The sequence below is a fragment of the Terribacillus saccharophilus genome (assembly GCF_000725365.1).
Lineage (GTDB): Bacteria > Bacillota > Bacilli > Bacillales > Amphibacillaceae > Terribacillus > Terribacillus saccharophilus.
Window position 1 is genome coordinate 2,580,321 of sequence record NZ_CP008876.1, and the last position, 22,567, is coordinate 2,602,887.

Sequence of the window (22,567 nt, forward strand, 5' to 3'; positions counted from 1 at the left end):
ACAATACTTATGATTATTAATGGTTATATCCAGGTGGTTCTAGTATTTATATTATCAACAATAAGGAAAAATCCCTATTATGAAAGTATTTATCTGCAATTAAACACCCTTTTTTCTTACATAATTTCCATTATATTAATTAACGATAGCTTTATAGATCATTAACATCCTGTTAACAATCAGCCTATACAATTACTCTCGTACACGACCTAATCTATTAACTTTATTGGTGTATTGGTGAAAGTTTTTCTATAACAAATGATATGGAGGAATGAGAGATGAAGCTGAGCAAGAAATTACTTGGTATGACGTTAGCAGGGACACTGGCGGTGGGGTCAATCGGGTTGACGAACTTGGAGCGAGAAGAGGTAGAAGCGAAAAAGGATCCGAAGGTCAAGAATGTCATTGTACTCGTGAAGGATGGTGTGAGCTCTACCACGACAACACTATCGAGATGGTACAAAGGTGATGATTTGGCAATGGATCAGATGGCATCTGGTGGTGTGCGTACATATTCTGCTGAATCTGCTGTTACCGATTCAGCTCCTGCCGGTACGGCGATGGCTACTGGTAATAAAACGAATGACAAGTTTGTCGGTGTCCTTCCGGAGAAAATCGCTTCTCCAGGAGTCGATGAAGATCTTGCAGACGATCCGTATCGTCCTGTGACGAATGTGCTGGAGGGTGCGAAGCTGAATGGTAAATCAACTGGCATCATTTCAACATCCGAGATTCAACATGCGACTCCTGCAGCTTTTTCATCTCATGCAGACCATCGTTCCCAATACGATAACATCGCTGAGCAGCAAGTCTATCAGAATATTGATGTTGTTCTTGGCGGTGGAAAGGAATCCTTTGAAGGTGGCAACCGTGATGATGGTGAGGATTTACTAGGGGTAATAGATGATAAAGGCTACGATTATGTTGAAACGCGGGATGACTTACTTGATTCCAGATCTAAAAAAATCTGGGGATCTTTCGCTCCAGCTGCACTAGCTTACGATATGGATCGGGAAGCAACAAAGCCGGAAGAACCAACATTGGCAGAAATGACAAAGAAAAGCATTCAAACATTGTCTAAAGATAAAGATGGCTTTTTCCTAATGGTAGAAGGTAGTAAGCCGGACTGGGCAGCACATGCGAATGATCCTGTCGGTATGATCAGTGATACGCTGTCATTTGATGATGCGGTTAAAGAAGCACTAGATTTCGCTAAGAAAGATAAGAACACGATGGTCATCGCTGTGTCTGATCATGGTAATAGCGGAATCTCTATCGGAAATGAAAATACGGACGGCACATATTCTTCTACACCGGTATCTGCCTACGTGGATCCGTTGAAAGAAGCAACTATGACATTAGAAGGTGCTATGTCTCAATTGAATGAAGATGGTTCCAACCGATTGGAGGTTGCTGAGCTTTATGGTATTACAAACCCAACTGCAAAAGAAAAGAGAGCTATTAATAAATCGGAAGATCTTGGTGGAACATTGGTGGATCTTTTGGCGCAGCGGGCAAACCTTGGCTTCACAACTGGCGGACATACAGGTGAGGATCTGTTCCTATACTCCTACGGTCCTGGAAAACCGTCTGGCATGATCGAGAATACGGACATTGCTCATAGTGCGGCTGATGCAATGGGCTTCAAGCTTGATAAACTGAGCAAAAATATGTTCATTGAAGCAGAAGAAGCATTTGGTAAGTGGGGCGAAGTGAGCATTGATTCATCTGATGCAGCGAACCCGGTATTGGTAATAGATAAAGGACGCAAAAAAGCAGAATTCCCTGTAAACAAGAATATCGTTATTGTAAATGATCGTGAATATGAACTGGATAGCGTAACAGTTCAGAGCGGCGGTAAATTCTATGTTTCGAAGGATGCTGTGAAGCTTGTGAAGAAAGCGAAGTAATAAAAAGAACAGCAATCAAGGTATGCCCTTGATTGCTGTTTTATTTTGCTCCTTTATCGATGGCTTTCCAAAAAGATTCAGACTCATGTCCCAATGCATATACAGATACACCTGCAATGCTATATGTGTCGGTGAGAAAACTTTTTTTCTGCAAAGAACTTTCATCCTCAAACCAGACGACGTGTTCCTGGTTTTCCTCGGTATATTTGAAATGCGAGGACATAGTTTTTTCATCATACATAGGTTCTATATTGTAATCATCTATCGTGGAATGGATCTTATCCCATTCAATCAATTCATTTTGATCGGGGTTAGATAGATTCCAATCGTAGCCGTATGCTGGCACACCCATAACAATCTTATCGGGGTTGATTGATTCTGTAGCAAACGTTAGTATTTTTTTCATCCAATCTATACTTGCCACAGATCCTGGCTCACTCCAAGAACCATGTTCATCATACGTCATCACCTGCACATGATCAGCATATTCTCCGATTTCTTCATAGTCGTATGGCCAGCTCCAATCATTGGCCGGATCATCGGTATCCTTTGCTGGCACAGACACCATCGTTTTTATGTTATGCTCTTTGAGCGCTTCAGCTGTATCCTTTATAAGGTTAGAATAGAAATCTCGATCCTCTGGATAGATGGCTTCGAAATCAATATTAACACCAGTAAAATCATTTTCTGCAGCAAGCTTTACTAATTGATTGATGAAATTGCTTTTCGCTTCTTCGTCATTCATCACAGCATGTGCCAAGTCTGGGTCGAAATCAGTTTTACAGAAATTTGATATCACAGCGTAGGTATTGATATCATGCTGCTTTGCATAATCAAGCTGGTTTTCTGGTGCTTCACCAGAGAGATTGCCCTCGGTATTAAAAGCGTATGTATCCATTGCGATGGTATTAAGATATTCATGGTATTCTTTCAGAGACTGAAAGGATGATTCCTCCGATGTGGTATAACCGAGAACCATCTTTTCGCTGGGCGAAGCATTTGATTTTAATTGGGTATAAATGAGTCCTGCTGCTGCAATTAGCAGAATGAGCCCAAGAATTACATTCTTTTTCATGGTGTATCCTCCATATTACAAGTGGAGATTATATTACCATGCTTTCTTTATTATGTATAAGTACGTATTGCTATTTAACTTATAGTCGCTCTAGTAATTAGCGATTATCAATATGATATCCTTAATACAATTCCATAGAAAAAAGGAGTAGCCATGTCCATACGAAATTTATACAAAATGCTGCTTCTGATTATTAGCATTTATATCATTTATACATTAGCGGATAACTATATACTCGATAATCGTGCCTCCTTTTTCCTTGAACAGAAAATAGATCTGCGTGACTCTTTTCATCTGCCTCTTTGGCTGGATGTCATGTATGTACATGTGTTTGTCGCTTGTCTAGCGACTGTGAGTGGAGCAGTGAACTTTTCGCGAGGATTGGCTTGGCATAAACGTAAGTTCCATCGTATCAACGGCTATGTTTACGCTGTTTCAGTGTTGCTTGTGTCTTTGACATCAGGTTACTTGGCTCCTTATGCAACAGGAGGCAAGCTGGTTAGTGTGCCGTTTAATTTGGTGAATTTGTTTTGGCCGATCATGATTATAATCGCTATCGTCCATGCCAGGAAAGGTAGGTTGGACAAGCATCAGCACTGGATGATTCGCAGCTACCTTTTTTGTTTTACAAATATGTTCATTCATTTGATTTCTTTCGTACTGTTTAAAGCGGGAATGGATTATACGCTAAGCTATACTATCGGTGTTTACGGTTCAATAGTGGTGAATGTCGCAATTGCTGAGATGATTATCCGTTACTTGCGCTCAAACAGCCTAAGAGCTGACCAAGAAGGCGGTCAGTGATAACAAGATAAAGGTTTCTTGTCGGATAACCTCCTATCCTTCGTTACAAAATGCTGTTGTTTCTGGCATGATAAAGAAAAGATGCGGAGGTGAGGTAAGATGGCTGTTAAAACAGCACCTTTATTCGTCCTGTTTGCAGCAATTCTATGGGGGACGACTGGTACGGCTCAAGCATTTGCTCCAGCGACAGCCCATCCGATTGCGATTGGAGCTGCAAGACTTGCCGTTGGAGGTTTGTTTCTGCTTTTGGTTACCTTACTGCTCGGAAAATTAAATTTAAAGAGTTGGCCAATTGGGTTGACGCTTCTCGCAGCATTTTGCATGGCATGCTATCAGCCGTTGTTCTTTTCTGCAGTCCATCAAACTGGCGTGGCTGTTGGTACTGTCATCGCAATCGGGAGTGCGCCGATTTTGTCTGGATTTCTAGAAACGATATTTTTCAAAAGGCTACCAAGTTCTATATGGTGGGGAGCAACATCGCTGTCTATCTTAGGCTGTGCACTGCTGTTTCTGACTGGAGATACAGTAAAGATTAAGCCGATGGGTATTTTGCTTGCGCTGGGAGCTGGTTTGTCCTTTGCTGGCTACACATTGCTGAGTGGACAGATTGTGCAAGGCAAGAATCCGCTTGAGACAGCGGCAGTTATCTTTGGAATTGGCGGGGTTATTCTAATGCCGTTTCTTTTCCTGTTTGATATGCAGTGGATTTTACAGCCGAACGGTATAGCTGTGAGTCTGCATCTTGGTATTGTTGCGACAGCTGCTGCCTATTTTTTGTTCTCGAAAGGTCTGCAGCAAGTGCCGGCATCCTCGGCAGTGTCTCTCTCCTTAGCTGAACCGTTTACGGCTGCGGTCTTAGGTGTCGCGTTAATCGGTGAGGAGCTAAATCTGTTATCGTGGCTGGGTATTGGAATGCTATTGGGAGGTATCGTTTTGATTGCATTCGCTCCTAAAAAGAAGTAATTTGCATGAGCAGTTTTTTAGATTCCGATAATAATATATGACGGAAATATACAATTTAAGGTTTGTGTTATGTATAAATATGTAAATATATCACGTAATTGGAATATTGGTGTATGAAAATACAATATCTTATCAATAAATTAATACTAGCGTTACAACTTAACATTAGAATCTATTTTGTAGTACTAATGTTGAGGAGTGAAAAAATGCCAAGAAAGCGTAATGAAAAAAGTAATAGAAAAAAACGAAAGTCCACAATCCCTGTCTTAGTATTAACTGCAGCTTTTTGTTTCCAAGGAATTAATTCTGTCTCAGCAGCAAACAGTTTGGACGAATCTGCGATTGCTCCAAAAGAAGCCTCTTATGGCTATTATGTTGACACTTATGCAAATAATGATAAGGCCAATATGACCCCTGAATCTAATTCCTCTATTGGTGTGCTTTCTAAGTTCCATGACATTTGGGAACCCGAATCTTCATGGAATAATGGCACAGTATTAAATGAAAGTGTACATAATCAAAATATAGCAAAATCTATTTCTATTACAAAGAATCGAACGGATGAAGAGGCGAAAATGGCCTATCTAGTCGATCGGCGACATCAGAATTATAGTGCAATTACAGGACTTGGTTCGTATACAGATAATTTTATAGCTGGCGCAAATGCAGGTACGACGATTCCAGATGAGATTCCTGAAGACGCGACAACAGTCGGGTATGATGACGGAAGTAATAACAAAGGAGTTTGGGCTGACGAAGATTCCAGCCTCGGGAGTATGGTGAAATTAATAAATAACATACGTTGGACGGGGGCTTCGACCTCTAATGCGAAAGCCTACTATAATTACCAACGACCGTTTCGGTGGAGTGAAGAGGTAAGTGTGATTCCTACACTTGTTCCGAGAATAAAAGATGATCCTAGCAGCGATGGCGGATTCCCGAGCGGACATACAAATGCAGCTTATCTAGCTTCTTATGGCTTTGCCTATGCAGTACCAGAGCGTTATGAAGAAATAATGACAAGGGCTTCTGAGATGGGCAATAGCAGAATTGTTGCCGGTATGCATTCACCGCTGGATGTTATTGGGGGAAGAGTGATGGCAACAGCTGTTGCTGCGTCTGCTTTGAATGATCCTAATAACAAAAGTGTGAAAGAAGCTGCCTATGCACAAGCGCATGAAGTATTGCTCACGCAAGAAGGAACTTCTCAAGATAACTACAGCGATTATGAGACAAATAAGAAGAACTATACAGAACGTCTTACATATGGATTCGAACAAATCGGCGATACAACAAAACCAATGGTAGTCCCAAAGGGTGCTGAAGCTTTGATTGAGACTCGCTTCCCATACCTAGATGAGGCACAGCGCCGCTGGGTATTGTACACAACAGGATTACCGTCAGGATATCCTGTACTGGATGATACGGAAGGCTGGGGGAGATTGAACCTCTTTGCTGCTGCAGGTGGTTATGAAGCATTTGAAAATGATGTTACGGTATCAATGGATGCATCTCAAGGCGGATTTAATGAGTCCGACACTTGGAAAAATGACATTGAAGGCTCTGGAAAATTAACAAAGTCAGGTACAGGTGCCTTAACGTTGTCTGGAGATAACGCATATACCGGAGGCACGTTCCTGGAAGAAGGAACTTTAGCGGCAAATTCAGGTTCTGCTTTTGGTGAGGGTGAGGTCGTGAATACGGAAGGAATACTGATTGAGAACGTGTCAAGCGGTGTGACGATTGGCAATAACTTCACACAGGCAGAAGCAGGTACACTAGAGCTTACAATCGGAAATAAAGAAGAAGTATTTGATATTAACGGTGAGTCCACATTTGGCGGGACGCTAAAATTAAACTTTACAAATGGATTTGTCCCGGATGCAGATACACCGATTATCTCTTATGATGCGCTGGCAGATAAAAGTGTCTTTTCTACAGTTGAAATCACAGGTCTTCCGGATAATTACGAAGTTAGTTATGATGCAAATGCATTACATGTTGTAGACAGCAATGTCCAAGAGGAGGAAGAAAATAATTCTCCAGTTGCACCACCAGCCGAAACAGGAGATGACAATGATCCTTCTAAAGATCCTGCGACTGAACCAGAAGACGATAACGTTTCTACTGAACCAACTGAAGAGACAGAAAAAGAGGAAAATCCAATGGATTCAACTACTGAAAATGAAGAAAAGAAAACACCTGTTAAATTAGAAGATGCGAATAAAAATAACAATTCCGTAAAGCCGGTAACTTCAAGCAGTGCTGCTGGAGATGTGGTGGAAAATCCTAAAACAGGAGATGACACGAACATAATCTTGTATGTTGGATTATTAGCAGCATCTGCCATTGCAGCGGCCGTCGTTATTTGGCAAAGGAAATTTAGAAACAGATAATTAGATCTGTTCATGTGCCCTTGCAGTGAAAAGGCAAGCAATTGTCAGATGCTTCAAGGGGCATATTATATTTATGGAGCACAATACTGATTTATAAAGGTATGGATAGAGCTATGGAGAAAAAGAAGAAAATGAGTTGGTTTCAAAAGATATTCCTTCTCACTTGTTTAGCTGTGTTTGTATTTTCCCTTATTAAGTTAGGGGGTATTGGCTTTGAATATGCTCAAAGTGAACAAGTGATGAGTGAAATTCAAGATCAGTATAAAGACAATCTTCAAGGAAGCAAAGCGGAAGTCTCAGATAATAAGGTGCGCCCGCAGTTCCAAAGTCTCCTAGATATCAATTCTAATATAGTAGGCTGGTTAACAATTGATAATACAAAAATAGACTATCCGATACTGCAAAGTTCCGATAACAATCATTATTTGGATCGGGATTATAAAGAAGATATATCTAAATCAGGCAGTGTCTTTATGGATTTTCGAAATCAAGCAGAATCCCTGGATAAACAAACGATTATTTACGGCCATCAGATGAAAGACGGTTCGATGTTTGGCCAACTGGACAAATTCCTGGATGAAGATTTCTTCTCCCAAAATAAAGATTTTCAGTTTGATACAATTTCTGAGAGCTATAAAGTAGAGGTATTCTCGGTCTATGTTACAACAACGGATTTTAATTACATTGAAACCGACTTTTCTACGAACGAAGAGTTCGTGGATTTTATTGAATTGATAAAAGGGAAGTCAAACATACCTACAGACATTCAAGTAACCGTGAAGGATAATATTATCACCCTGTCGACATGCAATGATTTACAGGATCCAGAAGATGGAAGGTTAGTCTTGCACGGGAAGTTAACGAAGATTAACTGAGATCCTGCTTGAGGCACAGGCATTCGGTTTTTACTAAAAGGAGCGAGTAAAATCGCTCCTTTCTTTTTTTTTGCTGCGTTATAGATCTTCATCATCGATTTTATCACTATTGTTGGTATCGGTTTTGATGCTACAGTCGGATTCTGCTTGGGTAGGTAATCATTGGTGTCAGGAGGTATCGTTTTTGTTGTATGCATTGGGAAGGAGAAATAGTTGTAGACCATATTATTTCACCAGACCTAGAAGATAAGATAAGACGTGTTTTACACGTATCGTTAGATAGGCAAGCAAGGCAGACACGACAATTGCAAAAGGAATACTCCATGCAGCGGGGAGTTCTATATTGTGCCAGATGAACATTTGAAATTGTTCGAAACCAAATGTGTTCAAAAAACCGGCCAGTAAGGTGAGAACGATGACGGTAATAAATCCGCCATAAAGTATAGAAAACACAAGAATTGCCGGTGACAATAATAACAAACGAAGTGATTTAGGATACTTCAGCATCTATTTCATCTCCTTGTCATTTTGTGAACATAAATGAACGCGTGGTACTTGATGTATTGCTAGTCTCAAGCTTGATTGCAGTGGAAAAACGGCGGGCTCTTTTTGTTTTGTTGAGAATGTTCACTCCTTATACTTTAATTATAATATATTTTAAATTTTAAAACATATTATAATTAAAGTATATTGTTTGCTGTCCTGTCAATAGGCATAAAAAAAGATCTCCAGCTCGGAGATCTTTTTCAAATAATGATTTTCTGCAGTAAAGCATTTACTTCTGTCAGGACCGTCGTCATGTCCTGCAGTTTTTTTGACTGGAATTTCAAGAAAAGGTTTTCCACTTTGGAGTGGCCATCTGCGGTAAGAACCATCATTACAACTCTTCGGTCTTTATCTTCCCGTTTTCGTTCCACAAGACCCATTTTTTCCATTCTGTCACACATGGAAGTAGCTGCACCTGGCGTAATGTGAAAAAGATCAGAGATAGAAGTGACTTTCATGCCATCTGTAAGCTTCAATTGGAGCAAGAGGAGTAAATGGTTCTCGGAGAGTGCTTCGCCTTCTGTCAGCAAGTTGATGAATGCTCTTGATTTTTGCTGGATACCAAGTATGGAGCTCATGATGTTTTCTATATCAGCTGTCATATGTTTTTCTGTCATGCTATCACTGCCTAGCTGTGTATTTGTTACTTGCATTATAGCGTACCTGCAAAGATGTTAGCTAGGCTTTACTCATGTCCTGTCTGTACTGGCTTGGTGATAAGCCGTATTTCGCTTTGAAGCTTTTCGAGAAATACCCTTGTCTTGTAAAACCCACTTCTTCCGCTATCCGCTGGAGGGACCAATCAGTTGTTAAAAGCAGCAAGCGTGACTGATGTAAGCGGTAAGCGGCTAAATAAGCAAGCGGTGTACAAGCGAAAGCTTGTTTCATACATCTGGCCAAGTAGTTTTCGTGTACGTGAAAGTGCTTAGCCAGTGTTGCATTTGTGATGTGTTGGTTATAGTGCTGTTTGATATACATCTCAACATGTTCAGCTAACCGCAGTGAGGTGTGCTGCGGTATTGGATTATAAGATAGGTGCTGCAGAACTTGCATGAACAATTGCTGTGTTTCCCAAAAAGCGAAGGAGCGTGGCTGCGTGGTGGATTGCAGCAGATTTTCTACTGTATCGTACAGGACATGCCGATGCGGGATTTGCTGATATTTTGGCAGATGTATCGTTGCTTGCTGTGTATGGTAATGCAGCGATGTTATCGTCTCAGTTGACGAGATATGGGTGCAGGCAGACTGCTCCTTCCAATAGGATGGGCTTTGCATATGCAGCCAATAGAATGTTGTGTCTGATGTACAGCGTGCTGTTGGATAATGATACTTAGTTGGTTCAAGAATTAAAGCTTCACCGGCAGCAACATCCCATTGCAACGCTTCTTCTCCGATATATAAAGTACCCTCACGGACGAGGATGATATCGAAAATACCTAGGTTTTTTCGCGCGGGATGCTGCTGACCTTTGTGAAATGTCGTGCTATTTCCTTCTACGAAATATGGCAGGGGTGGAGCTGAGAATGAAAGATAGGATTTCTCCATTTCCGTGTCGCCGCCTTTTGGGTGAAATAGTGTAAAACGAAGTTAAATATGGTTCTATGTCACTTCTATTGTAGATGCTAAGCTGTACTTTGAAAACGCTTAACTTTAAGTGCAGAAGGAGTGTGCGATATGGAACTTTCAAGTGTGAATAATAACCAAAAGGTGACAGTAGAGGATGCATTCTGGTCGAACTATAAGCAGCTTGTAGCTGAACAGGTGATTCCGTATCAATGGAAAGCGCTGAATGATCAGCTGCCGGATACTGCACCGAGCCATGCTATCGAAAATTTTCGTATTGTGGCGGGAGAAGCGAAGGGTGACTATTATGGCACTGTCTTTCAGGATAGTGATGTTGCGAAATGGCTGGAGACAGTCGCGTATAGCTTACGCAGCTTTCCAGATTCGGAATTGGAAGAGTCGGCAGATGAAGTCATATCGCTAATGGGTAGAGCGCAGGCAGAGGATGGATATTTGAACACTTATTATATGCTGGTGGAGCCGGACAACCGCTGGACAAATTTGCGAGACAACCACGAACTGTATTGTGCAGGTCATCTCATTGAGGCTGCTGTTGCTTATTATGAAACGACTAGTAAAAGAGAATTTCTGGATATTATGGAGAACTATGTAGAACTGATCCGGAGTACGTTTGGAAGCGAAGATGGAAAACTGCAAGGGTACCCGGGGCATCCGGAAATCGAACTGGCATTGCTCAGGTTATTCGATGCCACAGGAAAGCATGAGCACTTGGAGCTTGCGGCATATTTCATTGAGCAGCGCGGGCAGGAACCGCATTACTTTGATATGGAAAAAGAACGTCGCCAATCCTTAGGTGCTCCAGCGACGTGGAATGACCAAAATACGAATTTTGGTCTCGGTTATGCATATATGCAGGCGCATCTTCCTGTACGGCAACAGCAGGAAGCGACCGGACATTCTGTGCGAGCGATGTATTTATATGCAGCAATGGCTTATCTCGCGCGGCAGACAAATGATGCAGAGCTGCAAACGGTGTGCGATACCTTGTGGGATGATGTGACGAAACGGAAAATGTATATAACAGGTGGTCTCGGTTCAGCTGTTAATGGTGAGGCGTTTACAGATGCATACGATTTGCCGAATGACAGCATGTACTGTGAAACATGCGCATCGGTTGGACTTGTCTTTTGGGCAAAACAGATGCTGTTACTATCACCAGACAGGAAATACGCAGACGTGCTGGAACGGGCAATTTACAATGGGACAATCAGTGGGATGGACTTGGATGGTAAGCGATTCTTTTATGTAAATCCGCTGGAGGTGAATACGTACCAAGCTGGGCGTAAGGATCAGGAGCATGTGAAACAAGAGAGGCAGAAATGGTTTGCCTGTGCATGCTGTCCACCGAATCTTGCTCGAATGATTGCTTCCATCGAGGATTATGCTTATACGCAGACAGAGGATACCTTGTATACGCATCTCTATATTGCAGGAAGTGTGGAAACCAGGCTTGATGAGCTGTCCATCAAGCTGACGCAAAAGCATCAGTATCCATGGGATGCTAGTATTAGCGTAATGGTAGAAGGAAATGGGCAATTCAAGCTAGCGTTTCGAATTCCTGGCTGGTGTGAGGGGGCAGCGGCTTCCGTCAATGGAGAGACTCTAGCGTCTGATGAATTGGTAAATGGTTATCTTGTATTAGACCGAATGTGGGAGAATGGCGATCAGATTGAGCTGACTCTGCCGCTGCCAGTGGTGCGTGTATACAGCAATCCGAAAATTGGAATGAATCAAGGGCAGGTTGCTTTGCAGCGCGGGCCGGTCGTTTACTGTCTGGAGGAAGTGGACAATGGTAAGAGTCTTGCTGGATTGAGACTTCCGCGGGAAAGTGAAATCACTGCAGTGTTTGAGGAGAACTTGTTAAACGGAGTTGTGATTTTAGAGGCGGATGGGTTCACAGCATCAGAATCAGAAGGGCTTTACCAGAGTCATGCGCCGATGCTTGAGCCTATAAAATTACGTGCTATTCCTTATTATGCCTGGTGTAACCGAAAAGCTGGTGAGATGCGTATTTGGACGCATGAAACTTAAAAAAGAGGCTGCCAACTGACGGCAGCCTTTATAAGTTCTCCATTAAGCGCTTCGCAATTCGTTCATAGTCATCCCGGTCGATTCCAGGAGCGAATTCCTCCGGCAGCTCCTCGAGATCCGGAATAGGGCCTCCACGCGGCGAACCTTGTTTGACGACAAGCTGACTGCCGTTCTCCGGATTTTCACCTTTCCAGATCTTGCGGATGTCTGCATATTCGCCCATGTCATTCCAGGTGAATAGAATATTTCCAAGTCCTTGCTGCTCGAATTTACGAGCATGATCAAACTTGGTGTTGGATAGATCCGGAATCGGAACTAGTTTGGAAACATCCACACCTGTGGCTATCTCCAATGCTTTAGCGTATGCCAATACATGCGTACCGCCGCGCACGAGCAAATATCCGATCATTTCTCGGGCCGTTTCATTCTCGGTCATTTCATAGACACGCATCTTGTGGGTCCTGGCACCGCATTCCAAAAAGAAGTTATGCAGTAGATCCAGTACAAGATTCCCGCTGGAAAATACATTATCACCTGTCCAAGGTCTGCCCATCGAGTCTCCGGCCAATGCCGTTTGCGCTGTAGCGATGAAGTGATATGTATTGCGACTGTCTTTACCAGTTCTTAGAGGCGTAACATCTGGATCGCCGGTATAGAATGTATTGCCGCGGGATAAGAGGTTGATTGTATTGGCAACAAGCTCCACATGTCCAAATTCTTCTGCTGTGATACTTGCCACTAAATCATAAAAGGGCTTCAGCTTCTTCTTGTTACGAAAGTTGAAGGATTGGTACATATAGTTATTCAGTGTCGACATTTCGCCGAACTTTCCGCCGAGCAGTTCCTGGACGGCAGCTGCAGCATTCGGATCACCATGTTCAGGGATAGGCAAATCGATTGCAAGTCTGTTTTCACGTTTAATCATCTGCTTTCCTCCTTATCCTTTTGGAATGACCCAGACAATTTGAGCAGTACGGATAAAAAAGGATGACCCGCCGGACTCGACAACAATATGATCTGGACGCACTGTAATCAGTTTTCCTGTAACAGAACCGCGTACGGTTTCTACAACAATTTGCTTGGTTCTGACTCCTTGTAACGTTTGATACACATATGGATCGACACTGCTCACATAGGTGGTCTGCTGAGGTTGATTCATGCTGATCGCTCCTTTATAGGTAGAAACGCTATACTTTATGCAGGCAAAGGATGTCCCCATGCATATTCTTCATAAACGGATACGATGATACTAATTGCAGGCATCTATTTTTGTGGATTGCAGGGTCTATGCTAAAATCATCTTAATGTGAAAAAGGGGTGTCACGATGAAAATTGAAGTGTGGTCAGATTTTGTCTGTCCTTTCTGTTATATAGGGAAACGACAGCTGGAAATTGCGCTGGAGCAATTCGAGCACAAGGACAGTGTAGAAATAGAGTTTAAGAGCTTTGAGCTGGACCCGAATGCTGGAGTGTACAACGGGAAAAGTATTCACGAAGCACTTGCGGATAAATATGGTATGTCAATTGAGCAGGCGAAAGTGAACAACCTACAAATTGGTCAGCGTGCAGCTGAAGTTGGTCTTACATTCAACTTTGATGATATGAAGCCGACTAATACGTTGCATGCACATCGCTTGGCTAAGTTTGCAGAAACAAAAGGCAAAGAAAAAGCGATGACTGAGAACCTGCTGTATGCGTACTTCACAGAATCAAAGAACCTTAGTGAAAAAGAAACACTGCTAGATGTTGCAGAAGCTTCTGGTTTGGATCGTAATGAGGCAACGCAAATTCTGGACAATGAATCACTTCACTTGGATGAGGTAAGAGGTGACGAACGGATGGCGCAGCAATACGGCATCACGGGTGTGCCTTTCTTTATCTTCAACAATAAGTACACCATTTCTGGTGCGCAGCCTATGGAAACATTCGTGGGTGCATTGAATCAAGTTTGGAAAGAAGAAAACGAACAGCCGAAATTCAAAGATTTCGGATCTGATAATGCTGGCGTGTGCACAGACGACAACTGTTCGATATAAGCTAAGAAGACCTGCAAATATGCAGGTCTTTTTTGTGTTTTCGAATGGGAAGGCCTATTAAACGAAAGATTTAGCATCATATTGGAGCATATGTAAGAACACGACACATATTTGCGTTTCTGCCAAACTGAGCCGAATTTATACTGTTTAACCGCAGCTAATGCAATTTTCACTAGATGTAGATATGCTGTAGCATTATAAAAGTGAGTTTAAAAAAACGGCTGATCGGGTACGAAAATAAAGTTGTACCTTTGTTCAGCAAAAATAAACAACCTCAGGTTGAAGGAGTGGTTGGTTGGAAACCGATAATAAAAAATCTATTAAAAAACCATCTTTTATGTATGCATTAATGATGCTTTTGTCGATTGTGGCAGTAGTATCCGTAGGAATTCTGGCATTTGATGCACCGATTCAAATACTGATGTTTATCAGCATGCTAGTCATCATCCCTTATATGATGGGTCTGGGATTCAACTATCAGCAGATAGAGAAGTCCATGGTCAAATCAATGAGTAAGGCGCTGATGCCGGGAATCATATTGCTGACCGTCGGCATTTTAATCGGTGCATGGATCGCATCCGGAACTGTACCGACGTTGATCTATTATGGTGTACAGGCAATTACACCGCAGTTTTTCTTAGTGACAACATTGCTGTTTTGTTCCCTTGTATCCGTCGCGACAGGTACTAGCTGGGGAACGGTTGGTACGGCTGGTGTGGCTATGATGGGTGTAGGTACGGCACTCGGAATTCCAGTAGGTTTGACAGGCGGGGCGATCGTAAGCGGGGCGTTCTTTGGTGATAAGATGTCCCCATTATCCGATACGACCAATCTGGCACCTGCTGTTACTGGCGGTGAATTATTCCGCCATATCAAGCATATGCTTTGGACAACAGTCCCGTCTTACATTATTACAGCTGGTATTTTCACGTTCATTGGCATGCGGTACCATGGCAGTGGCACAGGGGCGAATGATGTAAACCAGCTGACATCTTACTTGGCAGATAATTTTAACTTAGGTATCGTTCCTTTAATCCCAATTGTTGTACTTATTGCTTTGCTGGTGATGAAGAAGCCAGCAATCCCTGCTATTTTCGCTGGGGCAGCAGTTGGCGGAATCATTGCAGTCTTTTACCAAGGGTTCAGCTTTGTGGACACATTATCTACATTTTATAGCGGCTATGCAGTAGAATCAGGTATTCCTGTCGTTGACGAGTTGCTCCAGCGCGGTGGCTTGACGAGTATGCTTGAGCTGATTGCATTATTCCTCTTTGCACTCGGTGTGGGAGGAATGCTGGCTGATGCTGGTGTGCTTGAAGCTTTGATCGCTTCTTTCGCAATGAAGATCAAACATACAGGTTTACTTACTGTGGTAACTGTCATCGTCAGTTATGTGATGCTTGCGGTAGGGGGATCAGTATACTTCTCGACGGTTATGGGTGGTACGCTGATGCGGCCTATCTTTGATAGATTGAACTTAGAGCCGGAGAACCTTTCCCGTATTCTGGAGGATACAGGTACACAAGGAGCACCGCTTGTCCCTTGGACTGGCGGCGGTATTTATACAGCTGGTGCTCTTGGTATTGCAACAGTCACTTATCTGCCATTCTGTTTCCTGGCCTTTATCACACCGCTGTTTACCCTATTGTATGGGGTAACTGGCTGGACAATTAAGAAAAAGAAAGCAACGAAGCAGAACAAATCGGAAATGAAAGTAGCAGGAGCATAATAATAAGTGAGCACTACCTTGACAGGGTAGTGCTCTTTTTAATGTTTGATCGGAGGAATATTCAGCTTCCTTTCTTTCAAACTGATATGAAGGCTCTGTGGATGTGAAATGGATGCAAAGAATATTTGATTCATACCAATGATGTTTTGCTCAGCCAATTGTTTTCTTAGCCATTCTTCATCCAATTTGAAGTGGGTCAAGGTGTCGTGGTGTATGTAACCATCCGAAATGACAGGAAAGGCAATGGCTGAAGGCTGCTGCTGGATTTGGAGATCTTCCCGTGTTGCGGGCATTTTGCTTTGTTTTTTTAAGACACTCAGCGCACCATTGGGTTCGACTATCGCTGTCTCTACGTCACGTATATCGAAAACATCCTTCTGGCGCAGCATGAACAATATGTTGTCTATTGAATACTGGATCTTTCGCATATTTTCATAAAGCAAAGTCCCGTCTTGAATGACGATAGTGGGGCCGAGTGTGAGCAGCTTACCGATTTTACGATTAGAGATTTTCCATTTCACAATTGCTTTTTGAAATAGACCAATTGCGATAATAGCAATGGCTGTAGGCAGATGTTCAATCTCTGGATCAGCAATATCAGCACCAACTAGTGCTCCTAGGATGACTATGATCAGAAAGTCAAAGACAGGCATTTCACCGATTGTCCGTTTTCCCATGAACAAGGTAACCGCTAGCATGAGTGGAATAATGGTGATGATTCGCGCGAGGACAATCACATTATCATGAATAAGTTCAGGCATGAATACGCTCCTTTCTATCATTCAGCCTTGCCAGTCTGCTGTGATGCCAAACTGAATGCTTCAATTTATTGAAACGAAAATGATAGTGATACGTAAGATTTAGGGAGGTGTTTAATATGCATAAGCAAGAAGTTTTATTCAATATGAAACATTTGCAAAAGCAAGCGACGTACCTGACATTTGGATTGATGCTTGCAGCCAGTTTTATTTATTTTCTTATTCATGGATTTGAACTTTATATAAGCTTACCTATGATTGTCGTCGTGTTCTTACTTACGTTAATTGGTATAGTTCTGCACGAGCTACTTCATGGAATCGGCTTTATTGTATTTGGAAAAGTAAAGTATAGCCAAGTTAAATTCGGCTTTTCCTGGAAAGATGGAGCTGCCTATGCGCACTGCATGGAACCTATAAAAGTTAGTGCATATCGTGTTTCTTTGCTTTTACCGGTAATCATGACAGGACTGCTCCCATTAATAATTTCGTATATCGTTGGAAATGGAGTACTTCTTACAATTTCAGTGATCCTCACAGCTGGTGGCATAGGTGATTGGCTTATCTTTCGCAGTCTAAGAAAATATGAAGCAAGTCAATTCGTGAAGGATCATCCAACAAAGGTTGGCTACTTCATTTATACAAATGCAGCTGAAGAGAAGGGGAAAACAACATGACCGAACTTATGCGTAATTGGCTCTTTAATGATGATTTTATACATAATATTGTGTTGGCACTTATCTATCTTTGGATTTTCATCAATATAGCCAAGTGGGCAATCGACAAAATCAATCAAAGTAAGAAGAAAAGAACGTTTGGTGCACTCGTGCGATTTCTGCTGGTTTATGCTGTGATTGGAACGTTGCTGCTCTGGCTTTTGGATGGGGATTTCTTCAGAGATTGGACGTTTACCGGTTGGTTTTGGCATGATATAACGTTGTGGATTCTTGTCGGTGTGTTTGTCGTATTATGTGTGCTCTTCCTTATACGAAGTATAAAAAGGTCGTCTTCTCTTAAGAAAGTTATCGGTATGGTTGTTCTGCTGCTTGTCGGGGAATTCATTATCGGTTCCTTCGTCATGACTGTTTTCCATGCAGCTGGCCGCTCGGTGACGATGAGTCTTGATTCACCAACAATCGTGGCGGAAGATGATGATTTGGCTATCAATAAAATTCGGATGAGGATACCTAATGGACAATCAAATGGGATATCTACGAGTGCTTCACGGTTCCAAATTATAGCTGTAGATTTGGAGACGGGAGAGAAGAAATGGAGCCGGAAAGCAATTTGGCAGGAATATGTACTTGGACAGACAGAAGAAGGTATTCTTGTCGTGGATATGAAAAATGAAGAGCTGTATTTCCTGGATGTAGCTTCTGGTGAAGTCCGATTGGATGAAGAGGAATGGACGGAAAAATATCCGCAACTAACTGATAATGTGAGCTATGAGCAGTCGGATTATTATATCGACGATACTGGTGGACTGTACTTGTATGCGCTGGATGGCAAATACTATCATGTTGCTGATGGACAACTGACAGAGGATCCTGCTTACGAGAAGGAAGTGCAAAAAGGCTTCTTTGGTGATGAAGAAAAAGGGGAAGCGGAACGTGCGCAGCAAATTGTCCAGGAGCTGTACACAGATTTACTTGAAGCGCAGCCGATTCTCGGTACAGAGAAAGATGATAGCATGCTGCTAGTGTACAAGGAAAAACGTAACCAGGATCAGGTAACAGTAGCGCGCGTCTCGACTGAAGAGTCTGTTATTCGCTGGAAGGTGCCAGTCGATTATCAAGAGGAGCCAGGTGTCAGCCCGGTGGATACATTCTTCGAGGAAGATGCGACATATGTGCTGGCTGCTGGAGAACTGTATAAAATATCTGAGCCGGATGGTATGCTTGAGTATGTTTACCAGTATCGTTGGAATAAACAAGTAGATTTAGAGACAGATGAATAGTATATGGTAAAAATTGAGACGCAGCTTAGGCATAAATTCTTTTGATTCGGGGTATGGAATAGTACGAATAAAGAAGTATTGCTTAGGAGGCATTTCATATGACGATACAACCAATTGACACAACGAATATTGCAAAAGGCATCGGGCCGAATGTTTCGCCGGAAGCTTTTACTAACGATAAACGTAAGGTATTTCTATTCGGTTCACCGAGCTATACAAATATCGGAGACCAAGCAATTGCTTATAGCATCGAGAAATTTATCCAAAGCCGTTTCCCTTATTACGAGTACATAGAAATTATGGACTATGCAACCGATGAGGGAATTGAGTTTGTGAAAACTATCATCCGTGAAGATGATATTGTTATGTTTACGGGCGGAGGCAACCTTGGCAGCTTGTACTTGGATATTGAAGAAGATCGCCGGAAGGTCTTCGCTGCATTCAAGGATTATAAATCCATTTCCATGCCGCAATCTGTATTCTTCGAAGATAATGAGCATGGAGAGCAGGAAAAAAAGAAAACGCAGGAAGCATATCATCAAAACAAAAATCTCGTCATTGCTACCAGAGAATCGCAAACATTGGATGTAGTAAGGAATACATTTGATTCTGAAGTAATGTATACACCTGATATGGTAATGTCACTCGATGTTGTTCCGCGTGAGCAGGAACGGGAAGGGGTTATGTTCTTCCTGAGAGCTGATAAAGAAAAGGTGATGGAAGAGAACTTCGTTTCCGAGCTGATGGAATGGACGAAGAAATTTGGCTCCGTTGATCGTACTGATACAGTTTTGGATGAAAATATTGTGCCTAACATTGATTATGCAGATCGCGAGAAGCATTTCATTGAGATGCTTGATCTGATCAGTTCTAAAAAATTGATCATCACTGACCGCTTGCATGCGATGATTTTCTCTATTATTACGAAGACACCATGTCTTGTATTTGGCAACAGCTACGGTAAAGCGAAGCACTCTTACCGCGACTGGCTCGACTCTATCAACTTTGTTGAGTACACAGATTCCAAGGATGTGGAGCTGCTGGAACAGATGGTAGAGAAGCTAATGAAGGCAGAACCAAATGAAATAGATTTGCGTAAAGACTTCAAGCCGTTAGTTGACTTCTTCCGCAGCTGAAAGGAAAGCTAGAATCTTAGGATTCTAGCTTTTTTTATGTCTTTTGCATAATCAATCTATAAATTTTATTAATATACGGTTGTATTATTATATGAATCGTTGTATATTTATTAAACAATATACAACGAAGGATCATCCTTGAAGGAGTACAACTAGATGAACAGCTTACAAGATTCGCAGCAGCAAGCTGCTAACAAAAAGAAACCAAAGCATTTTAATGTTTACGTCATGATCTTTGCATTCATTATCGTGGCAGCAATATTAACATATATTATTCCAGGCGGAGCGTATGACCGTGTGGATCAGGATGGGCGCAGTGTCATCCTGCCGGAAACATTCCATTACATTGATGGAGAAAATGTTGGTCTTCTAGGCATATTCAATAGCATTCACACTGGTATGGTGAATGGTGCCAATATTATTTTCTTCGTCCTGATTGTCGGTGGAGCGTTTGGAATTTTTACTGCTACAGGAGCACTTGATGCTTTTATTTATATGCTTTCCAGAAAGATGGCAAATAAAGAGAAGCTGCTTATCCCAGTATTGATGCTGTTCTTTGCAGCAGCAGGTGCATTAATGGGAATGTCAGATGAAACCATCGTGTATGTCGCGATTTTAGCACCGATGGCAATAGCACTTGGATTTGATGCATTGACCGGATTTGCGATTGTTGTACTTGGTGCAGGTGTTGGATTTACGGCAGCAGTCATGAACCCGTTCACAGTCGGGATTGCGCAAGGCATCTCCGAGTTGCCAACTTTCTCCGGAATAGGTTTCCGGATTGTTCTTTTCGTTATCCTATATCTTGCGGCTGTCTTTTATGTAATGCGCTATGCAAGTAAAGTGAAAAAGAACCCAGAGCTTGGTGAATACGGAAAGTTTGGCAGAAAAGCTGATACTTCCGCGCTTAACAAGACACAGAAAATGACTACTCGTCACAAGCTTGTCCTATCAGCTTTCTTAATCAATTACGTTGTACTGATTATTGGGGTATTGAAATATGGCTGGTATATTACAGAGATCGCTGGATTATTCCTATTGTTCGGTGTGGTAATGGGTATTCTCGGAGGAATTTCTTTCTCAGGTATTGCCGATAACTTCATCCTCGGTGCAAAAGACTTGCTTGGCGGGGCACTGATCATCGGATTTGCTCAGGCCATCTTAGTAATCTTCAATACTTCAGGAATGATGGACACCCTGCTGTATCATGCATCCAATGCGCTTGGAATGATTCCAGCTGCACTATCTGCAGTTGGTATGCTATTCCTGCAGATGGGCATCAATTTCTTCGTTCCGTCCGGAAGCGGACAAGCTGCTTTGACAATGCCGCTTATGGCGCCATTGTCTGATATGATAGGTGTAACGAGACAGACAGCTGTACTAGCCTACCAATTTGGAGATGGTATCTCCAATACGATCTTACCAACAGGTAACATTATTGCATTGCTTGCAATCGCAGGCATCGGCTATGGGAAATGGGTGAAGTGGTTCCTGCCATTCTTCCTTATCCAAATCGGCATTGCCATTATCGCGCTGATCATAGCTCAAATGATTCAATACGGACCGTTTTAATAGAAGGAGTAATGTAACATGGAAATAGAGAAATTAGTAGAACAAGCGGTTAAAGATCGCAGGCATATCCATCAATATCCGGAACTTTCCGGAGAAGAATACGAGACAGGTAAATACGTGCGCAACAGACTGGAAAAGCTAGGTATTGAGATTCTAGATTTTCAGCCGCCGAGTGTTGTCGGGTTTGTGAAAGGCACAAAAGGAGAGAAAACAATCGCGCTTCGTGCAGATATGGATGCACTGCCGATGGTAGAAGAAGGGGATAAACCTTATATCTCCAAGCATCACGGGGTAGCTCATACGTGCGGACATGATGGTCATACAGCAATCCTTCTTGCAGTAGCAGAGTGGATCACACTGCATAAGGAAGAAGTGGAGCCGAATATCGTGCTTCTATTCCAATCCTCTGAAGAAGCTTCACCGAGCGGCGCAGATAAGCTGATCAAAGAAGGTGCATTAGAAGGCGTCAACAGCATCTACGGCATCCATGTTGATGCTGGTCTGGAAAAGGGCCAATTCGGCACTCGTCCTGGCGCTATGATGGCTTCTGTTGATGACTTTGAAATTAAGATTCAAGGCTCTGGCGGACATGCATCTACACCGCATCTGACAGTGGACCCGATCTACATCGCAACTCATGTCATTCAAGCATTGCAAAGCATTGTCAGCCGTAAATTAAATCCAATGGATGCAAGTGTCATCTCGGTTGGAAAGATCGAAGCCGGCAACACTTACAATGTCATCCCAGATTCAGCTAAAATCATCGGGACGATGCGCTCCTTCTCTACAGAAGCAGTTCAGACGATCCAAGAACAGATTAGCAAGCTGACAAAAGGCATTTGTGAATCATTTGGTGCTACAGCGGAAGTTGATTTCATCATCGGTACACCACCGCTTATCAATGATGAAAAAGAAGCAGCCTTTGCAGAAGAGCTGCTGCAAAAAACATTCGGTGCAGAACGCTATGAAGAACTGGAGCCAGTCATGGGTTCAGAAGACTTCTCCTACTACTTGCAGAAAATCCCGGGGGTATTCGTCAAGGTCGGTATGGCAGGAGAGAAAAGCCAGTATCCGCATCATCATCCGAAATTTGATATTGATGAAGATGTGTTTGGTGATGCGATAAAGGTATTTCAACAGTTTATCTTAAATCAATAAGTAAGAGGAGCATATGGGGAGGCCTATATGCTCCTTTTTT

General features: G+C 42.4%; 20 protein-coding genes. 13 read left to right on the top strand and 7 right to left on the bottom strand.

All coding sequences use genetic code 11. The features are described from left to right. The first annotated feature begins 278 nt into the window (after window positions 1-278). Complete coding sequence (locus tag GZ22_RS13015) at window positions 279-1,910, top strand: alkaline phosphatase (RefSeq protein ID WP_038563287.1); 1,632 nt, start codon at window positions 279-281, stop codon at window positions 1,908-1,910. Window positions 1,911-1,950: 40 nt separating this feature from the next. Here the strand turns inward: GZ22_RS13015 and GZ22_RS13020 are convergent, their stop codons facing one another. Beyond that, window positions 1,951-2,985, bottom strand: coding sequence for a glycosyl hydrolase family 18 protein (locus GZ22_RS13020; protein ID WP_038563290.1), 1,035 nt, complete (start codon window positions 2,983-2,985; stop codon window positions 1,951-1,953). Window positions 2,986-3,138: 153 nt separating this feature from the next. Here GZ22_RS13020 and GZ22_RS13025 point away from each other — a divergent pair, with 153 nt between their 5' ends. From GZ22_RS13025 to srtB, 4 genes are all read left to right on the top strand, one after another. Beyond that, on the top strand, window positions 3,139-3,789 hold the full coding sequence (locus GZ22_RS13025) for a DUF2306 domain-containing protein (RefSeq protein WP_038563291.1): 651 nt from the start codon (window positions 3,139-3,141) through the stop codon (window positions 3,787-3,789). Window positions 3,790-3,888: 99 nt separating this feature from the next. After that, window positions 3,889-4,752 (top strand): EamA family transporter, encoded by an 864-nt coding sequence (locus GZ22_RS13030; RefSeq protein ID WP_038563294.1) that lies wholly within the window; start codon window positions 3,889-3,891, stop codon window positions 4,750-4,752. A 206-nt stretch (window positions 4,753-4,958) separates the two neighbouring features. Next, entirely contained in the window at window positions 4,959-7,148 is a 2,190-nt protein-coding gene (locus tag GZ22_RS13035; protein WP_245609669.1) for an acid phosphatase, read from the top strand. Window positions 7,149-7,261: 113 nt separating this feature from the next. Then, on the top strand, window positions 7,262-8,023 hold the full coding sequence (srtB, locus tag GZ22_RS13040) for a class B sortase (protein WP_051748538.1): 762 nt from the start codon (window positions 7,262-7,264) through the stop codon (window positions 8,021-8,023). A gap of 225 nt (window positions 8,024-8,248) precedes the next feature. Here the strand turns inward: srtB and GZ22_RS13045 are convergent, their stop codons facing one another. The 3 genes from GZ22_RS13045 to GZ22_RS13055 all read right to left on the bottom strand — a co-directional run bounded on the left by GZ22_RS13045 (window position 8,249) and on the right by GZ22_RS13055 (window position 10,114). Continuing rightward, on the bottom strand, window positions 8,249-8,530 hold the full coding sequence (locus GZ22_RS13045) for a hypothetical protein (protein WP_051748268.1): 282 nt from the start codon (window positions 8,528-8,530) through the stop codon (window positions 8,249-8,251). Window positions 8,531-8,769: 239 nt separating this feature from the next. Continuing rightward, entirely contained in the window at window positions 8,770-9,222 is a 453-nt protein-coding gene (locus tag GZ22_RS13050; protein ID WP_245609670.1) for a MarR family winged helix-turn-helix transcriptional regulator, read from the bottom strand. A gap of 25 nt (window positions 9,223-9,247) precedes the next feature. Next, window positions 9,248-10,114: a helix-turn-helix transcriptional regulator gene (locus GZ22_RS13055; protein ID WP_038563297.1), complete on the bottom strand. Its 867-nt coding sequence runs from the start codon at window positions 10,112-10,114 to the stop codon at window positions 9,248-9,250. A gap of 129 nt (window positions 10,115-10,243) precedes the next feature. Between GZ22_RS13055 and GZ22_RS13060 the strand changes: the two genes are divergently transcribed. Then, window positions 10,244-12,184, top strand: a complete 1,941-nt coding sequence (locus GZ22_RS13060; RefSeq protein WP_038563300.1) for a glycoside hydrolase family 127 protein — start codon at window positions 10,244-10,246, stop codon at window positions 12,182-12,184. Between the two features lie 28 nt (window positions 12,185-12,212). Here GZ22_RS13060 and GZ22_RS13065 read toward each other — a convergent pair whose 3' ends face one another. Both GZ22_RS13065 and GZ22_RS13070 read right to left on the bottom strand, forming a co-directional pair. Next, on the bottom strand, window positions 12,213-13,109 hold the full coding sequence (locus tag GZ22_RS13065) for a manganese catalase family protein (RefSeq protein WP_038563303.1): 897 nt from the start codon (window positions 13,107-13,109) through the stop codon (window positions 12,213-12,215). Window positions 13,110-13,121: 12 nt separating this feature from the next. Beyond that, the gene (locus GZ22_RS13070; RefSeq protein ID WP_093880771.1) at window positions 13,122-13,343 is read right to left on the bottom strand and encodes a YuzF family protein; all 222 of its coding nucleotides are present in this window, start codon (window positions 13,341-13,343) and stop codon (window positions 13,122-13,124) included. Between the two features lie 166 nt (window positions 13,344-13,509). On the opposite strand from GZ22_RS13070, the gene GZ22_RS13075 reads away from it, so the two are divergent. Both GZ22_RS13075 and nhaC read left to right on the top strand, forming a co-directional pair. After that, the gene (locus GZ22_RS13075; RefSeq protein WP_038563306.1) at window positions 13,510-14,220 is read left to right on the top strand and encodes a DsbA family oxidoreductase; all 711 of its coding nucleotides are present in this window, start codon (window positions 13,510-13,512) and stop codon (window positions 14,218-14,220) included. A gap of 295 nt (window positions 14,221-14,515) precedes the next feature. Further along, complete coding sequence (nhaC, locus tag GZ22_RS13080; RefSeq protein WP_245609671.1) at window positions 14,516-15,949, top strand: Na+/H+ antiporter NhaC; 1,434 nt, start codon at window positions 14,516-14,518, stop codon at window positions 15,947-15,949. A 38-nt stretch (window positions 15,950-15,987) separates the two neighbouring features. Here the strand turns inward: nhaC and GZ22_RS13085 are convergent, their stop codons facing one another. Next, on the bottom strand, window positions 15,988-16,710 hold the full coding sequence (locus GZ22_RS13085) for a DUF421 domain-containing protein (RefSeq protein WP_038563309.1): 723 nt from the start codon (window positions 16,708-16,710) through the stop codon (window positions 15,988-15,990). A 116-nt stretch (window positions 16,711-16,826) separates the two neighbouring features. Between GZ22_RS13085 and GZ22_RS13090 the strand changes: the two genes are divergently transcribed. From GZ22_RS13090 to GZ22_RS13110, 5 genes are all read left to right on the top strand, one after another. Beyond that, window positions 16,827-17,381 carry a DUF3267 domain-containing protein gene (locus tag GZ22_RS13090; RefSeq protein WP_038563311.1) on the top strand — a complete coding sequence of 185 codons (555 nt, stop codon included), beginning with the start codon at window positions 16,827-16,829 and terminating at the stop codon, window positions 17,379-17,381. After that, on the top strand, window positions 17,378-18,661 hold the full coding sequence (locus tag GZ22_RS13095) for a PA2928 family protein (protein WP_038563314.1): 1,284 nt from the start codon (window positions 17,378-17,380) through the stop codon (window positions 18,659-18,661). The genes GZ22_RS13090 and GZ22_RS13095 overlap by 4 nt, the downstream gene beginning before the upstream one ends. A 98-nt stretch (window positions 18,662-18,759) precedes the next feature. Further along, a complete protein-coding gene (locus tag GZ22_RS13100) occupies window positions 18,760-19,797 on the top strand; it encodes a polysaccharide pyruvyl transferase family protein (protein ID WP_038563316.1) in 1,038 nt (345 codons plus the stop codon). Window positions 19,798-19,953: 156 nt separating this feature from the next. Continuing rightward, entirely contained in the window at window positions 19,954-21,369 is a 1,416-nt protein-coding gene (locus GZ22_RS13105) for a YfcC family protein (protein WP_038563319.1), read from the top strand. Window positions 21,370-21,387: 18 nt separating this feature from the next. Then, window positions 21,388-22,527, top strand: a complete 1,140-nt coding sequence (locus tag GZ22_RS13110; protein WP_038563320.1) for a M20 metallopeptidase family protein — start codon at window positions 21,388-21,390, stop codon at window positions 22,525-22,527. The last annotated feature ends 40 nt before the right edge of the window (window positions 22,528-22,567 follow it).

Coding starts and splice junctions, on each gene's coding strand:
- GZ22_RS13015 (WP_038563287.1), top strand. CDS start 279: ATGAAGCTGAGCAAGAAATTACTTGGTATGACGTTAGCAGGGACACTG.
- GZ22_RS13020 (WP_038563290.1), bottom strand. CDS start 2,985: ATGAAAAAGAATGTAATTCTTGGGCTCATTCTGCTAATTGCAGCAGCA.
- GZ22_RS13025 (WP_038563291.1), top strand. CDS start 3,139: ATGTCCATACGAAATTTATACAAAATGCTGCTTCTGATTATTAGCATT.
- GZ22_RS13030 (WP_038563294.1), top strand. CDS start 3,889: ATGGCTGTTAAAACAGCACCTTTATTCGTCCTGTTTGCAGCAATTCTA.
- GZ22_RS13035 (WP_245609669.1), top strand. CDS start 4,959: ATGCCAAGAAAGCGTAATGAAAAAAGTAATAGAAAAAAACGAAAGTCC.
- srtB (WP_051748538.1), top strand. CDS start 7,262: ATGGAGAAAAAGAAGAAAATGAGTTGGTTTCAAAAGATATTCCTTCTC.
- GZ22_RS13045 (WP_051748268.1), bottom strand. CDS start 8,530: ATGCTGAAGTATCCTAAATCACTTCGTTTGTTATTATTGTCACCGGCA.
- GZ22_RS13050 (WP_245609670.1), bottom strand. CDS start 9,222: ATGCAAGTAACAAATACACAGCTAGGCAGTGATAGCATGACAGAAAAA.
- GZ22_RS13055 (WP_038563297.1), bottom strand. CDS start 10,114: ATGGAGAAATCCTATCTTTCATTCTCAGCTCCACCCCTGCCATATTTC.
- GZ22_RS13060 (WP_038563300.1), top strand. CDS start 10,244: ATGGAACTTTCAAGTGTGAATAATAACCAAAAGGTGACAGTAGAGGAT.
- GZ22_RS13065 (WP_038563303.1), bottom strand. CDS start 13,109: ATGATTAAACGTGAAAACAGACTTGCAATCGATTTGCCTATCCCTGAA.
- GZ22_RS13070 (WP_093880771.1), bottom strand. CDS start 13,343: ATGAATCAACCTCAGCAGACCACCTATGTGAGCAGTGTCGATCCATAT.
- GZ22_RS13075 (WP_038563306.1), top strand. CDS start 13,510: ATGAAAATTGAAGTGTGGTCAGATTTTGTCTGTCCTTTCTGTTATATA.
- GZ22_RS13085 (WP_038563309.1), bottom strand. CDS start 16,710: ATGCCTGAACTTATTCATGATAATGTGATTGTCCTCGCGCGAATCATC.
- GZ22_RS13090 (WP_038563311.1), top strand. CDS start 16,827: ATGCATAAGCAAGAAGTTTTATTCAATATGAAACATTTGCAAAAGCAA.
- GZ22_RS13095 (WP_038563314.1), top strand. CDS start 17,378: ATGACCGAACTTATGCGTAATTGGCTCTTTAATGATGATTTTATACAT.
- GZ22_RS13100 (WP_038563316.1), top strand. CDS start 18,760: ATGACGATACAACCAATTGACACAACGAATATTGCAAAAGGCATCGGG.
- GZ22_RS13105 (WP_038563319.1), top strand. CDS start 19,954: ATGAACAGCTTACAAGATTCGCAGCAGCAAGCTGCTAACAAAAAGAAA.
- GZ22_RS13110 (WP_038563320.1), top strand. CDS start 21,388: ATGGAAATAGAGAAATTAGTAGAACAAGCGGTTAAAGATCGCAGGCAT.